Genomic DNA, 13,596 nt, shown 5'->3' with positions numbered 1-13,596 from the left:
CATACAATGCATATAGTGTATAATTATGATGCATGTTTTTTATACTATGCGAAGGAGGAACTATCCATGGCTCGTCTCACGGAGATGTCTCAGACCAGCGGCTGAGCCGCCAAGATAGGTCCGGCGGACCTGGAAGAGATGCTTCGATCCTTTCCGCTTCCCGAGGATGACCGTCTCATCACGACATGGGACTGCGGAGAGGACGCCGCTTTGTGGACAATTGATGATCGTCGACTGGGAATTTTGACCTTGGATTTCATCACACCTGTGGTGGACGACCCCAGGCAATGGGGCCGGATCGCCGCTGCCAACGCCATCAGCGACGTTTTCGCCATGGGGGGGCGTCCGTTTATCGCCCTGAATATCGTCGCGTTTCCCGTGAAAGCCCTATCTCTTGGCACGTTGAAGGAGGTTATGAAGGGTGGGCACGAAGCGGTTTCGGAAGCAGGAGCTTTTTTGGCCGGTGGGCACAGCGTTGAGGACCAGGAGCCCAAGTACGGCTTATGCGTCTTCGGCGAGGTGGAACGAGAGGCTCTCTGGAGGGTAAGTGGGGCCAGACCCGGGGATCAGCTGCTCCTCACCAAGCCGCTGGGGAGCGGTATCCTCACCACGGCGGTCAAGGCTGACATGTTGGACAATCCCCGATGGGCCGATGAGGCCGCCAGATGGATGGGAAAGTTGAACTGTTTGCCTCTGGATATGCCTCTTGACCTGAGAAGGACAATTCACGCCTGCACCGACGTGACGGGTTTTGGTCTCGTGGGACACTGCCTGGATATGCTCTCGGCAGGTGATGTGGATTTGCTCCTGGATGTCTCGTCACTGCCAATCATGGGCGGGGTCCTGGAGCTCGCTGCCATGGGCTTGGTTCCAGCTGGTGCGTATAGGAACCGTGACCTGTATGGCGAACAGGTGACCGGTCTGAACTTTGCCGAGGAGAGGATAGACGTGTTGTTCGATCCCCAGACAAGCGGTGGTTTGCTTTTAGCGACGCCACCCGACGCTGTCGATCGGGTGATGGATCTGGCCCGGAACTCGGGCTGTGGGGAGTGTACACTCATCGGCCGTTTTGAGCAAGGCGATGGGGCGTTGAGGGTTACGGAAGGCATGTGATGACCTGTAAAGGGCCGATCGACATGTGAGTCGAGCGGCCTTTTTTACGGGAATCTATCAACGTTTTCGAGCCTGGTCGGATCGAAGGACGTTCCACACCGCAAGGTATCTATCGTAGAGGACTACCAGGGGATCGACCGATTCGTCCAGAGGAACGGCTACTATCCACTTGGGGAGTTCGGGGATGAGCTTCAAAATCTTGCCGTTCATCTCCTGGCCCACGACAACGGCATCCATATCCTGGCTCCATCGATTCAACAGGTCGATCAGTTTTTTTTCGGTAAGTCCGCTTTGAGGCTTGAGAGCACTCTGAAGAGCCAGAAGCAAATCCTCCGACGGGAGGGTGACGTTACACCCAGCGGCGACAAAGAGGGGTTCAAGTGTCTCGGAGAATATCAGTATCCTGGCACCTTTGAGAATTCGGCGTCCCATGGAGACGGTACTATCCAGCCGGCTTTGAAATTCGGCAAGGCGACGTTGGTAGTATTCGTATTCATCGGGGTCTAAGCCGGAGATGGCGCCCAATACTCTCTGGCCCAGAAAGGGTAACGTGGCAGGATCGGAGAAAACTTCCTCGATTGGTCGATCAACGGGAAAGTCTCGATAGAGAGTGATGACCACATCAGCGTTCTGATCCAGACCGTAGACAGCAGCATCCCGACGATCTAGGGCCAACGCTGAAAGGCCCTGGAAGTCGGGGTGAAGTCTGACCAGCCGGCCTCTATCCCATCGGGCTAGTGGTTGTACCACAATGTTGGCGCCTCCGATAAAGGCGACCAGAGACGAAAGGCAGGGATGAGTGACGGCAAGAGGCCATCGGGACGCCCACAAGGGAGATGCCATGAGAAGAGATACTATCCACAGAAGGACGGTCCCTTTGAGCACTTGAGAGAAGCGGTGGATCATCGGTCCCCCGGACGGCTGCCGGGTTTGCACAGGGGTTTTCCCTGATCACACAGCGGACAGTTCGACGGAGCGTAGACCGGGAAGGAGGTCGCCCACAGGGAGATGGGGTCGTTGTCAAACCGGTGGGCTCCTCCGCTCCGATCGACGATGCAGGCCGTAGCCTCCCAGATGCAACCACGTTCCCGGAGATGCTCCCCCACCTCGGCAGCCGATCCGCCGGTGGTGATGACATCCTCCACCACCACAAACCGTTGGTTGGGCTCTACCGGGAACCGGCGCAGGGTCATGGCCCCGTTCTCCCGCTCACAGAACAAAAAGGGCACACCCAGCCCTCGAGCGACCTCATGACCGATGATGAGCCCTCCGATGGCCGGCGAGACAACGAAATCCACGGCAATCCCTTCCAGAGCCTGGGCGATGGCCTGACCGGCAAAGGCTGCCTTATCAGGACAGCGAAGCATCATGGCACACTGCATGTAGTGGCCGCTGTGTTTCCCCGAAGAGAGGAGAAAATGTCCCTTGAGGTACGCTTCCGACTGGATCATCATCTCCTCGATTGTATTCTGAACGGTCATGACAGTAGCCCCTCCTTTATGGAACTGGTGATCCGGTCCATGGCCTGGTCCAGATCGTCGGCACGGTAGATTGGCCGCCCCATGACCACATAGTCCGCACCGTTTTTAAAGGCCTGAGCGGGGGTGGCAACCCTGGTCTGGTCGTCCTCCGAGGAGGCCAGACGAACTCCCGGGACGACCTTAAGGAAGCCCTCCCGTCCTTCGCCGATGATAGGCAGATCAAGAGGGGAGCAGACAACCCCGTCCAGTCCAACATCATCACAGAGCCAGGAGCGGCTTCTCAGGGCATCAGTCATGGGACAACCAGGAGTAGCCTCGTTCCAGAGGCGGTCATCAAAGCTGGTAAGGACAGATATGCCAAAGAGTTTCATGGACGACCGGGAGCGGTCCCGAGCCGATACGGCTTCCTCCAGCATCCGGCGTCCTCCGGCAGCATGAAGGGTCAAGGACCAGAGCCCGATGTCGCTGAAGGCCTGGACAGCCAATCGAATTGTGTTGGGGATGTCGTGAAGCTTCAGATCCAGGAAGACCTTAAAGCCGTAGTCCACCATCTCGGTCACGAATGGAACACCTCCCAGAGCAAAAAGCCTGGGGCCTATCTTCACGTATCTGATTCGATCTCGAACGATGTCCAGCGTGCCTCTGGCCCCGGCCAGAGTGTCGAGGTCCAGGGCGAGGATCAACGGCAAGTCTTTATCTCTATCCACAGGGGTTCCTCCTTCCACGTCTTTCATCCTGTTTGTCTCATCTGGCAATACCGATCAGGTCGGCAAGATCGGTCACACCCTCTTCGTCCATGTAGGACGCCACTTGCTCCAATATTCTCTCGGGAAGGTGAAGATCTCCAAAGAGACCGGTTCCCACTTCCACGGCCGTAGCTCCCACCATAACCATGGCCAGAAGATTCTCACCGGAGGAGACGCCGCCGCAGCCTATTACCGGAATGGAGACGGCACCGGCTACCTGCCAGACAAGGCGAAGGGCCAGGGGAAAGACCGCCGGTCCGGAGAGCCCGGCAACGGCCCGCTGAAAGACAGGACGACGATTCTGAACATCGACGGCCATCCCGAGCCAGGTGTTTGCAACCACCAAGGCGTCGGCTCCGGAGTCCTGAGCGGATCGAGCCACGTCTCCAGGATTCGGGGCCTGGGGGGTCATCTTCACCCACAGGGGACCACTCCACAGTTCCCGAACCATGGCTGTCGCCCGAGCCGTCAGGTCGGGACTCACACCCCAGGACATGCATCCGTGGTCCACGTTGGGGCAGGAGACGTTCAGCTCAATGGCGGACACATCGGAGGCCAAAGGGAGGAGCCGCTCTACCATCCGATTTAATCCGGCCTCGTCCTCCATGGACACGTTAGCCACCAGCGGTGTTCCCCGATCTTTCAGCAGGGGGATCACTCGATCCACGAAATCGTCTATACCGGTGTTCTGAAGACCGATACTGTTCAGAAGACCGCAGGGAGTTTCCCAAATCCGAGTCCCGGGATTTCCATCCCGGGGGAGTTCGGTGATGGCCTTGGAGCAGACGGCCCCCACTGAGGTCATGAGGTCCTCTCGCCAAAGGGGCTCATCGTATCCCCAGGTCCCAGACGCGAGGACCACGGGGGATCGGAGCCGTAGAGCGCCGATCCCAACAGACAGATCAGCCATGATGCCTCAACTCCTTCAAGTCGAAAACCGGTCCCTGGGCACACACCCGAAGGTGCCCATACTCAGCGGCAGTTACGCAACCACAGCATGCGCCTATGCCGCAGGCCATACGGTTTTCAAGACTAACCTGGACATCAACCAGATCCATGCTGCTCATGGCGGTCATCATGCCCATGGGGCCGCATGCCAGGATCGGCGACGATTCGCCGGAGCTCATTCCCCGAAGAGCTGACCCTTTGGTGCCTATAGTACCGTCATCGCAGAAAACTTCTACCTCGGGGCACCGCTCAAGGACCCACCGGACAAACGGGGCCCAGGAGGCATCGGGAACACCAAGGATGAAACGTCCGCCACCGAATATTTGACGGGCAAAAAGCAAGGGCGCCACACCCAAGGTACCGGCGACATAAATAGGAGGTGAAGCAGGCGCACGGAAGCCCCTGCCCACAGGGCCCCGAAGGAGAAGTTCGTCCCCTGGGAGGCATCGTGAAAGACGCTCGGTACCTCGCCCAACGGTTCGATAGACGACCTCCAAGCGATCTTCCCAAACTCCAGCAACGGCGAAGGGGCGCATGAGGAGAGGGTCCATCCCCCACGAGGGGTCTCTGATCAGGACGAATTGACCGGGGATGGCCGAGACAGAGGCCGAAGGACAGTGAAGGGACAGGGCATATACTCCCTCCCCTGCCCTCTCTTGTTTGATGACCGTGACCAGTCGGTCGTCAACGGGTAGGGTCATGGTTGATCAGATCCTGAAGCAATAGTCCATCGTCCAGATCGGTCATCCCTAAAAGTCGGGCGGGACCGCTCCTAAGGCAGGACGCCAAGCGCTCTGGAGTCACCCCGTAGCCATCCCGACGCCAGACATCCACCACCGACCGAGCTGCACCCGGAAGGGTTGTATACCCAAAAGGCGCCATCTGGAAAGGGACAACACGATCTTCTGGATCGACATCACTATGTCCACTGGTCACGGCGTCTACCGTGCCATCGGCCACCCCTGCCCAGAGAGCCAACCGATCATCCTCGGACCGGAGGGGGATCTCCCCCTTGAGTGCCGGATTCCACTCGGATCGAATCAGGTCCTCCTCGTTCATACAGAGACTGAGTGCGATCACCGAACAGGTGACATCCAATCCATCAGCCTTCCAGCGACGGACCTGGTCGAGTCCCTCCCTGGTGGAGATCCCATGTAGATGAAGGGGCACGCCATATTCCCGGGCCAGAAGCGCTGCCCGAAATACACCTATTACCTCAGCAATCCTCGGAAATCCGGTCATACCTGAGAGAGACGAGGCTCGTCCCTCGGCAACCTGGGCGTTTCTGGAGAGAGGCTCCTCGTCGGGAATCAGGGCCAGTCGGACCCCGATCCCGGAGCAATAGGCCATGACGTTCCGAAGGACAAGGCTGTTTCCCCCCAGAGAACGGCCACCGTAGATCATGGATGCACCTGTGGCCTCCACCTCACTTCGGATCTCCCTCATAGATCCATCGTCGTTCAAGACCTCTGGAAGAGAAAGAGTTGTCAGGTCTCCATCGGTCCATACCTCAGAGGAGAGAGCCCCTATCACAGTATAGCCGCCCTCTCGAGCCATCGCCACAAGTTTTTGAGGATGTCCCAAGGGAACAAAGAGATCGACAAAACCGATATGGGACATCAGCGCTCACCTCCAAGACACAGCTCCAGAACGGCCATTCGGGCCGCCACACCGCTTCGGACCTGATCCAGAATCAGGCTTTGGGGGCCGTCGGCTACCGAAGACGAGATCTCGACTCCCCTGTTGATAGGGCCGGGATGCATCACCAAGGCATCGTCCCGAAGCTCGTCAGGATCGGCACCGAAGAAGCGATGGTATTCCCGAAAGGAGGGAAAGAGCCCCTGATCCTGGCGCTCTCTCTGGATCCGCAGAAGGTAGACAATTTTAGAGATCCGAAGCGCCTGGCGTGAGTCCTCGACATAGGTTCCACCCAAAGCCTCCACGTTAGCCGGCATCAGAGATCGAGGGCCAGCGAAGAACACCGAGGCTCCCATGGAGGTAAAAGCTTTGGCCACACACCGGGCAACCCGACTGTGCCGAACGTCTCCGACAATCACCATGGGGACACCTTCCAGGTCTCCCAGGGCCTCGTACGCCGATAGGAGGTCCAGAAGAGCTTGAGTGGGATGACTTCTCGCCCCGTCGCCACCGTTGATCACCGCCACCCCGGGAAGAAGCTTCTGGAGAAAAAGGGGGAAACCGGCCATGCTGTGGCGAACCACCAGAGCATCGACCCCCATAGCCTTCAGGGTCCAGACCGTATCCCGAAGGGTCTCTCCTTTGGAGAGACTGGAGCCCGAGGATGACCAGTTCACCACATCAGCGCCCAGAAATTGCTCGGCAATCTCGAAGGATATCCTGGTTCGGGTGGACGGCTCGAAAAAGAGGTTAACCACTGTACGTCCCCGGAGAATTTCCTGCTTACGGGCACGATGGGACAACGATGCCTTATGAGCCAAGCCCAGAGACAGAAAACACCGAAAATCCTCTTTCGTCCAGTCGTTCAGATCGGTCAAACTCGTTCGTTCCCAAGGCATCAGAGAGCCTCCTTTTCACAGATACACACCCGATCCTCGCCGTCCAGCTCCCGGACGTGGACCTCCACCACCTCGTTCTTAGACGTGGTCACCGTCGCACCCAGGTAATCGGGCTGGACAGGCAGTTCCCGATGCCCCCGATCCACCAGAACCACCAGTTGGATGGACGAAGGCCGCCCCAGATCCATTAGAGCTTCCAGAGCCGCCCGGACCGTCCTTCCCGTGAAGATGACATCGTCCACCAGGATCACCGTCTTTCCCGATATATCCGTAGGGACCATGGTACTGTGGAGCACCGGCTCATCGGAAAGGACAGCAAGGTCATCCCGATAAAGAGTGATATCCAGCTCGCCTCCAAGGATCTCTGTGCCCTCCTTCCCCTGAAGGATCTTCCGAAGCCGAGCCGCAAGGTAGACTCCTCGCCTTTGAATCCCCAGGACCACCGGATCTCGGAGCCCTCGATTCCGATCTACAAGCTCCCGGGCGATTCGATGAAGCACCCTGTTCATCTCCTTCCCGGTCATGACCTCCGTTTTTTCCCTAAGTCCCATGTCCCAGTCTCCTTATAGGTCAGCTGGGGAGAGTATAACAGGAAACTAGATGAAGTGCAATCGGTTGCATTTATCTATCCGACCGATAAACCACATGTCCACCGACAACGGTCATAGCGACAGCTCCCTGAACTGGTTTGCCATGAAAGGGGGTATTCCGTCCCTTCGATTTAAAAAGTCCAGCGTCCAGAGTCCATCGTCGATCGAGGTCGATCACGGTCAGATCGGCAGGAGAACCCGGTCGAAGGGTACCACCCTCTATTCCAAAAATGCGGGCAGGGGCACAGGACATCGCTCTGACCATGTCGGAGAGGGAAAGAACTCCGGAGTGAACGAGGTCGGTCAGGATCACGGGGACAGCCGTCTCCAAGCCAACGACACCGTTAGGAGCATCTCCAAGACCTTGGGCCTTCTCGTCGGCGCTGTGGGGCGCATGATCCGTAGCGACGACATCGATCACCCCGTCTCGAAGGGCCTTCCGAAGACACTCCACATCTTCCGAGGTTCGAAGAGGAGGGCTCATTTTAGCCTGGGTACCAAAGGATAGCACCGACTCGTCGGTGAGGGTCAGGTGGTGAGGCGTGGCCTCGGCGCTCACAAGAACTCCTCGCTCCTTGGCTTGGGCGATAAGGCCCACACCACGGGCGCTGCTCACGTGCTGGATGTGGACAGGCACGCCGGCCGTCTCGGCCAGGCAGATATCCCTTTGAATCATGAGCTCCTCAGCCACGGCAGGAACTCCCCGGAGCCCCAAGGATCGGGAGACATCACCCCGATTCACCGATCGATCACCCCACAGGGAGGGATCCTCACAGTGAACCGAGACAGGAAGCCCCAGACTAGCCGCTCTCTCCAGAGCTTCGAGCATAAGAGCAGGATTGACCACTGAGAGACCGTCGTCGGAGAAGCCTGCGGCACCAGCCTGGGCGAGCTCCTCCATGGGGGTCAGTTCCAGTCCCTGAAGCCCCTTGGTAACGGACGCCACAGAGCGGAAACGGATGGGTGTCTTTCTCCCCTTAAAAAGGACCAATCGCAGAGTCTCCACCGATTCGACCGTCGGAGAGGTGTTGGCCATGGCCACAACGGACGTGAAGCCTCCCGCAGCTGCGGCATGACAACCGGTCTCAATGGTCTCTTTGTGTTCCTGACCAGGCTCTCTGAAATGGACGTGAGGGTCGATGAGACCGGGCATGACGATTTTTCCCGTCAAGTTCACAGATCGGACACCGTCCATGGAACAGGGATCTCCCCTGCCAATCCAGGCCACGACACCCGAGTCCGTCAGAATGTCCACAGGTTCGTTCAGGTCCTGGGAGGGATCCACCACCCGTCCTCCGTAAAACAGGCATTTCATGATTTTTCCTCCTTATCGAGGTATCGTTCCCGGGAAACCAACCTATAGACAGCCTCCACCAAAGCCATGTATCCCGAGCGAATTCTTCCCACATCGATCCGTTCCAACGAGCTGTGACTCACACCTCCGACACAGGGAACGAATATCATCGCAGTAGGAATGACCGAGGCCACGTACATAGCGTCGTGACCGGCACCGCTGGGCATCGATTTCCACGGAATCCTCAAGTCGTCGCAGACCCGCCCCAGAAGGGACCTCAGCCCTCCGTCCAGGATGACGGGAACTCCCCGGGAGAGTTCCTCCACGTATATCCGAACGGCTCGACGTTTTTCGAGGGATTGGATATAGTCCAAAAGACCATCACGAACCCTATCGATACTTTGACGGTCAATCCCCCGGATATCGACCTTGAGGCCGCAGCGTCCCGGTATGACGTTCATGACACCGGGAGTGACCTCGCAATCGCCCACTGTAGCCACAGTTCGATGAGTTGCTTCCTCCAGCCCCAGACGCTCGACCTCCAGGACAAGTTCCGCCGAGGCACTCAGAGCGTCCCGTCGATCCTCCATGGGACAGGCACCTGAGTGTCCCGCCTCACCCTGAACATCCAGAAGAAGGCGCGTTGGGGCAGCTATGGCCTCCACCACTCCCACATCGATTTCAGACCGATCCAGCACCGGTCCCTGTTCGATGTGAAGTTCGAAAAAAGCTTTCATCTCCGTGGGCAGAATGCGGACTCTACTATGCCATTCGGGACTCAGGCCGAAGTCCCTCATCGCCCGAAAGAGGGAGATCCCCGCCTCGTCCCTGTACCGGAAAAGATCCCCCAATTTCATAAATCCGGTGGCCATCTTACTTCCTATGTTTGAAACCCCGAAACGGCTGGACTCTTCTCCCGAGAAAACCATGACCTGAAGAGGATGGGTATGATCGGAGCATCGGGACGCCACGTCCACGACAGCGCCGACGCCGGCGGCAACCCCAAGGGTGCCGTCGTAGCCGCCACCGGAGGGAACCGTATCGAGATGGGAACCGATCACCACGGGAGGGCGATGAGGATGAGAGCCCCACCTGGTGGCCCGAATGTTCCCAAGCTCGTCGGTCTCCACGGCCATGCCGTGCTCCTCCATTAAGGTTATAGCGGCCTCCCGACCCCGGCAATCATCGTCAGTGTAGGCCAAACGGGAGTAGCCGCCTCCTGGGGCCCGACCCCATCGGTTAATCCGCTCAAGGACATCAAGACAGAGGGAGAATCCCGAGGACATCTTTACGTAACCGCCCTTCAGGGGTAGACCAGATTGGGCAAGGTGGTGGATATAGCTGGAACATAGGTGATGACCAGAACCGCCACGATGCTGACCAGGATGAACCGGGCCACAGCAGGTATGATCTCCGACATGGGGAGCCCCGTCACACCGCTGGCCACGAAGAGGTTCAGACCAAAGGGGGGCGTGAAGTTTCCGATGGAGAGGTTCGCGACCATTACGATCCCCAGATGAAGGGGGTCGATGCCCATCTTCGAGGCGATAGGGTAAAAGAGAGGGGCGAGGATGATAATGGCAGCGATCCCCTCCATGAACATGCCGACCAGAAGGAGGACGATGTTCACCACAGCCAGAAAGACCCAGGGGGACGAGACGTGAGCGATGACCGACGATGTGACAGCCTGGGGGATACGAGCGACCGTGAGAAACCAACCGAAGGTCTGAGCAGCAGCCACCAAGATGAGGACCTGAGCGCAGGTGATCGCCGATCTAAGACAGACGTGGTAGAGATCCTTCAAGGTGATCTCTCGGTAGATGACGATCCCGACGAACAGGGCGTAGACAACCGATATCCCCGCAGCCTCCGTTGGGGTAAAGATACCGAGATAGATACCGCCCAATATAATGACGGGGACCATGAGGGACCACAGAGCTTCTCTTGTCCTGCCACCGATCTCCTGCCACGTAGAGGGACTGGAAACGGCCAGATCGTGGTTCTTTGAAAAGAACCAGATATAAACAACGCCAGCCAGGCCGTAGACGATCCCCGCACTGATCCCGGCCATGAAAAGGGCGCCCACCGACGTTCCGGTGGCGGCCGCATAAATGATGAGAGTGATGCTCGGGGGGATGATCAGAGCAACGGAGCCGGCGGAGGTAATCAGGCCAACGGAAAATCCCCGAGGATATCCCTCCCGGACCAGCTCAGGATAGAGAAGTTTCCCCATGGCAACGACCGTGGCCGGGCTCGATCCGCATAGAGCGCCAAAGACCATGCAGGTAACCTGGGTAGTGTAGGCCAGACCGCCTTTTTTGCTGCCCACAAGACTCCGGGTCCAGTCCAGAATCCGACGGGAGAGACCGCCAGCATCCATGACATTTGCGGCGAAGATGAAGAAGGGCATGGACATGAGGGCAAATTTGTCGATCCCGCCAAAAATCTTCTGAACCAGGATCATGGGCGGCATGTGGGTAAAGATCAGGATACACAGGAGCACTGAAACGTTGAGAGCGATAAAGATGGGAACGCTCAGGAAAAGGGCCAAAAGAAGGACCGTCGCCAAAAGGAGCGTCATCGTTCGTCCTCCTCGGAGGAACAGGCTTTCTGAAAAAAGCGAAAGGCCATGAGCCCTCCCCCAAGGGGAATGGCTGAATAGACACCCCACATGGGGAGCTTCAGAGCCGGAGAAACCTGGCCGGTCCGCAAGGTGAACAGAACCATACGAAAACCGTAGACCGTTAAGGCCCCACAAAAAAGAGCCGAAGCAACATAAACGGCCACATCAAGTGCACGCTTCCCACGGGGGGAGAACAATCCCACCAGAAAGTCCATCCTGATATGGGCTCCCCGTCTGACGCAGATGCTCCCCCCGATACACGTGATCCAGATCATGAGGTATTTGATAAGTTCCTCAGCCCAACTGGTACTGGCGTTGAAAACGTGACGAAGCGTCACATTGACGAACAAAATCAACGCCGTAGCCAAGAGAGCGGCGGCGCAAAATCCCTCCTCAAGTCGACCCAATAAACGTGACATGATCCACCCCCCATAGCAAAAAAGGCGAGAGAGAGCTCTCGCCTTGTGTCAAACCTATGCTCTGCCCTACTGCCCCAGATCTTGATAGCAGCTCTGCAGGAGTTCTTTCATTTTCTCGGTAGAGGCGAATTGCTCGTGGACTCCACGACTGACGTCCTTAAAAGCACGGTAGCCCTCCTCGGGCAACTCGGAGATGGTTATTCCCGACGAACGAATCTCATCCAGGTATTCGGCCTCTCTCCTGGACTGAACACGTCGTTCTTCAATGCGGGCCTCACGCTCGCCGTCAAGGATGAGTGCCCTAGCGTTCTCAGGAAGGGCATCGAACCATCGTTTGTTCACCACGAACAAGTAGGCGAGGAAGCCGTGATTACTGATGACAAGATGGTCCTGAACCTCATAAAGTTTGTTCATGGCGATGGTCTGGATGGGGTTTTCCTGCCCATCCACGACTCCCTGCTGAAGAGCGTTATAGAGCTCAGCGTATTCGACTGGAATGGGGTTACCTCCCCAAGCTTTATACTGAGCGATCAGAAGAGGCGAGGGCATGACCCGTATCTTGAGCCCATCGAAGTCCTCAGGACGCCGGATGTCGTGCCCCTTGGTCGTGAACTGTTTGAAGCCCGAAGCCCAGAGCCCCAGGACCTGAAAGCCCTTCTCCTCGGCATAGCCGTAAAATTTTTCACCAGTCGGGCCGTCCATCACCCTGTAGAGCTCATCGGCCGAGGGCCAAAGGAAGGGGAAATCGACGATCTGGAGTTCTTCAACAAAGGGGGTAAGAACCGAGATGGGCTGAACGGTCATATCAATGGTCCCCATCTGAACGGCCTCAGCCTGTTCCCTCATGGATCCCATCTGCATCGCGGGGAAAATCTGGACTTTTATCCTGCCGCCGGAACGCTCCTCCACGACGGCACGGAAACGCTCGGCCCCCACGTCCTCTGGACTTCCCACCGGCTGGTTATGGCTTAACCGAATGGTCATCTCAGGATACTCCCCTGCCCAAGCCGAAGAGACGCACAGACACAGCAGACAGAACATCGCTATCAAAACACTACGCTTCAATTGGAACACCTCCACAGATATTCGGAAAAACCCTCGTATTTTAGGGCTTGATGAGAAGTATATCAGGGACGACTCTACGGTGCAACCGGTTGTACCTTCGACAGTGCCTGAGCTGCTGCCTCCATCTCGGCATCCTTGATGGAGGTTCCCTCCCCTCGTGCAAGTTCTACGTCGTCGATTCGAACGGTCACGACAAATCGGAGACGATGGGACGGTCCTTTACGGGTAACTACTTCATAGACGGGCAAGGCCCCGCCGATTTTCTGTTGATACCGTTGAAGCCTTGATTTGGGATCCTGAGGAAAGCGGGCTCCTTCCCTGTTGTAAAAGTTCAGGTAGGCCTCAACGACCTCACACGCCGACTCATAGCCTCCATCCAAGAAAACGGCTCCAAGCAGAGCTTCAACAGCATCGGCCTGGATGGACGGGGAGAGGCAATGCTGTTCTCTTTGAAGACCTCGATTAACCCGTATCAAGTCTGAGAGTTTCAAGTGCACGGCCCACCTATAGAGAGCATCGCCACAAACTGCACCGGATCGGAGGGACGTAAGCCCCCCCTCGTCCTGGTTGGGGTTATGGTCGTACAACCAGACGCTGCTCACGAGCTCCAGTACAGCGTCGCCGAGAAATTCCAGCCGTTCGTTCCAAAAAGGGAGCCCTGACTCATGCGCATACGACGAATGAGTCAGGGCTTCCCAAAGCAGCTCAACACGGTGAAACGTATACCCAAGACGATTCTGGAACAGAGAGAGGTCGGCTTCCCAAGCTGTACCGTACACC

Annotated in this window: 15 protein-coding genes; 1 reads left to right on the top strand and 14 read right to left on the bottom strand. The window is 57.4% G+C overall.

Annotated features, from left to right (window positions below):
• Positions 1-6: 6 nt before the first annotated feature.
• Entirely contained in the window at positions 7-1,113 is a 1,107-nt protein-coding gene (gene selD / locus CSA35_03995) for a selenide, water dikinase SelD (GenBank protein PIE54788.1), read from the top strand.
• A 57-nt stretch (positions 1,114-1,170) separates the two neighbouring features.
• Here selD and CSA35_03990 read toward each other — a convergent pair whose 3' ends face one another.
• From CSA35_03990 to rnc, 14 genes are all read right to left on the bottom strand, one after another.
• Entirely contained in the window at positions 1,171-2,019 is an 849-nt protein-coding gene (locus CSA35_03990; protein ID PIE54787.1) for a hypothetical protein, read from the bottom strand.
• The gene (locus CSA35_03985; GenBank protein PIE54786.1) at positions 2,016-2,594 is read right to left on the bottom strand and encodes an orotate phosphoribosyltransferase; all 579 of its coding nucleotides are present in this window, start codon (positions 2,592-2,594) and stop codon (positions 2,016-2,018) included. Before CSA35_03985 ends, CSA35_03990 begins: the two co-directional genes overlap by 4 nt.
• Positions 2,591-3,328 carry an orotidine-5'-phosphate decarboxylase gene (locus CSA35_03980; GenBank protein PIE54785.1) on the bottom strand — a complete coding sequence of 246 codons (738 nt, stop codon included), beginning with the start codon at positions 3,326-3,328 and terminating at the stop codon, positions 2,591-2,593. The genes CSA35_03985 and CSA35_03980 overlap by 4 nt, the downstream gene beginning before the upstream one ends.
• 10 nt (positions 3,329-3,338) lie before the next feature.
• Complete coding sequence (locus tag CSA35_03975) at positions 3,339-4,250, bottom strand: dihydroorotate dehydrogenase B catalytic subunit (protein ID PIE54784.1); 912 nt, start codon at positions 4,248-4,250, stop codon at positions 3,339-3,341.
• On the bottom strand, positions 4,243-4,989 hold the full coding sequence (locus CSA35_03970) for a dihydroorotate dehydrogenase (protein ID PIE54783.1): 747 nt from the start codon (positions 4,987-4,989) through the stop codon (positions 4,243-4,245). The genes CSA35_03975 and CSA35_03970 overlap by 8 nt, the downstream gene beginning before the upstream one ends.
• Complete coding sequence (locus CSA35_03965; protein PIE54782.1) at positions 4,973-5,908, bottom strand: hypothetical protein; 936 nt, start codon at positions 5,906-5,908, stop codon at positions 4,973-4,975. The genes CSA35_03970 and CSA35_03965 overlap by 17 nt, the downstream gene beginning before the upstream one ends.
• The gene (gene pyrB / locus CSA35_03960) at positions 5,908-6,825 is read right to left on the bottom strand and encodes an aspartate carbamoyltransferase catalytic subunit (GenBank protein ID PIE54781.1); all 918 of its coding nucleotides are present in this window, start codon (positions 6,823-6,825) and stop codon (positions 5,908-5,910) included. The genes CSA35_03965 and pyrB overlap by 1 nt, the downstream gene beginning before the upstream one ends.
• A complete protein-coding gene (locus CSA35_03955; GenBank protein PIE54780.1) occupies positions 6,825-7,376 on the bottom strand; it encodes a bifunctional pyr operon transcriptional regulator/uracil phosphoribosyltransferase in 552 nt (183 codons plus the stop codon). Before CSA35_03955 ends, pyrB begins: the two co-directional genes overlap by 1 nt.
• 70 nt (positions 7,377-7,446) lie before the next feature.
• Positions 7,447-8,730 (bottom strand): dihydroorotase, encoded by a 1,284-nt coding sequence (locus CSA35_03950; GenBank protein PIE54779.1) that lies wholly within the window; start codon positions 8,728-8,730, stop codon positions 7,447-7,449.
• Positions 8,727-9,995 carry a Zn-dependent hydrolase gene (locus CSA35_03945; protein ID PIE54778.1) on the bottom strand — a complete coding sequence of 423 codons (1,269 nt, stop codon included), beginning with the start codon at positions 9,993-9,995 and terminating at the stop codon, positions 8,727-8,729. The genes CSA35_03950 and CSA35_03945 overlap by 4 nt, the downstream gene beginning before the upstream one ends.
• Before the next feature lie 17 nt (positions 9,996-10,012).
• Positions 10,013-11,290 (bottom strand): C4-dicarboxylate ABC transporter permease, encoded by a 1,278-nt coding sequence (locus CSA35_03940; protein ID PIE54777.1) that lies wholly within the window; start codon positions 11,288-11,290, stop codon positions 10,013-10,015.
• On the bottom strand, positions 11,287-11,751 hold the full coding sequence (locus CSA35_03935; protein ID PIE54776.1) for a C4-dicarboxylate ABC transporter substrate-binding protein: 465 nt from the start codon (positions 11,749-11,751) through the stop codon (positions 11,287-11,289). The genes CSA35_03940 and CSA35_03935 overlap by 4 nt, the downstream gene beginning before the upstream one ends.
• Positions 11,752-11,817: 66 nt before the next feature.
• Positions 11,818-12,792 (bottom strand): C4-dicarboxylate ABC transporter substrate-binding protein, encoded by a 975-nt coding sequence (locus CSA35_03930; GenBank protein PIE54775.1) that lies wholly within the window; start codon positions 12,790-12,792, stop codon positions 11,818-11,820.
• 98 nt (positions 12,793-12,890) lie between these two features.
• The gene (gene rnc, locus CSA35_03925) at positions 12,891-13,595 is read right to left on the bottom strand and encodes a ribonuclease III (GenBank protein PIE54774.1); all 705 of its coding nucleotides are present in this window, start codon (positions 13,593-13,595) and stop codon (positions 12,891-12,893) included.
• Position 13,596: the final 1 nt, after the last annotated feature.

Source organism: Dethiosulfovibrio peptidovorans, assembly GCA_002748665.1.
Classification (GTDB): domain Bacteria; phylum Synergistota; class Synergistia; order Synergistales; family Dethiosulfovibrionaceae; genus Dethiosulfovibrio; species Dethiosulfovibrio peptidovorans_A.
The sequence above is the reverse complement of the archived record's forward strand: the minus strand, read 5'-3'. Positions and strand labels throughout refer to the sequence as shown.

What these genes read in the sequence shown, in the direction of transcription:
- CSA35_03990 (PIE54787.1), bottom strand. Translation starts at nt 2,019, where the DNA reads ATGATCCACCGCTTCTCTCAAGTGCTCAAAGGGACCGTCCTTCTGTGG.
- CSA35_03985 (PIE54786.1), bottom strand. Translation starts at nt 2,594, where the DNA reads ATGACCGTTCAGAATACAATCGAGGAGATGATGATCCAGTCGGAAGCG.
- CSA35_03980 (PIE54785.1), bottom strand. Translation starts at nt 3,328, where the DNA reads ATGAAAGACGTGGAAGGAGGAACCCCTGTGGATAGAGATAAAGACTTG.
- CSA35_03975 (PIE54784.1), bottom strand. Translation starts at nt 4,250, where the DNA reads ATGGCTGATCTGTCTGTTGGGATCGGCGCTCTACGGCTCCGATCCCCC.
- CSA35_03970 (PIE54783.1), bottom strand. Translation starts at nt 4,989, where the DNA reads ATGACCCTACCCGTTGACGACCGACTGGTCACGGTCATCAAACAAGAG.
- CSA35_03965 (PIE54782.1), bottom strand. Translation starts at nt 5,908, where the DNA reads ATGTCCCATATCGGTTTTGTCGATCTCTTTGTTCCCTTGGGACATCCT.
- pyrB (PIE54781.1), bottom strand. Translation starts at nt 6,825, where the DNA reads ATGCCTTGGGAACGAACGAGTTTGACCGATCTGAACGACTGGACGAAA.
- CSA35_03955 (PIE54780.1), bottom strand. Translation starts at nt 7,376, where the DNA reads ATGGGACTTAGGGAAAAAACGGAGGTCATGACCGGGAAGGAGATGAAC.
- CSA35_03950 (PIE54779.1), bottom strand. Translation starts at nt 8,730, where the DNA reads ATGAAATGCCTGTTTTACGGAGGACGGGTGGTGGATCCCTCCCAGGAC.
- CSA35_03945 (PIE54778.1), bottom strand. Translation starts at nt 9,995, where the DNA reads ATGTCCTCGGGATTCTCCCTCTGTCTTGATGTCCTTGAGCGGATTAAC.
- CSA35_03940 (PIE54777.1), bottom strand. Translation starts at nt 11,290, where the DNA reads ATGACGCTCCTTTTGGCGACGGTCCTTCTTTTGGCCCTTTTCCTGAGC.
- CSA35_03935 (PIE54776.1), bottom strand. Translation starts at nt 11,751, where the DNA reads ATGTCACGTTTATTGGGTCGACTTGAGGAGGGATTTTGCGCCGCCGCT.
- CSA35_03930 (PIE54775.1), bottom strand. Translation starts at nt 12,792, where the DNA reads ATGTTCTGTCTGCTGTGTCTGTGCGTCTCTTCGGCTTGGGCAGGGGAG.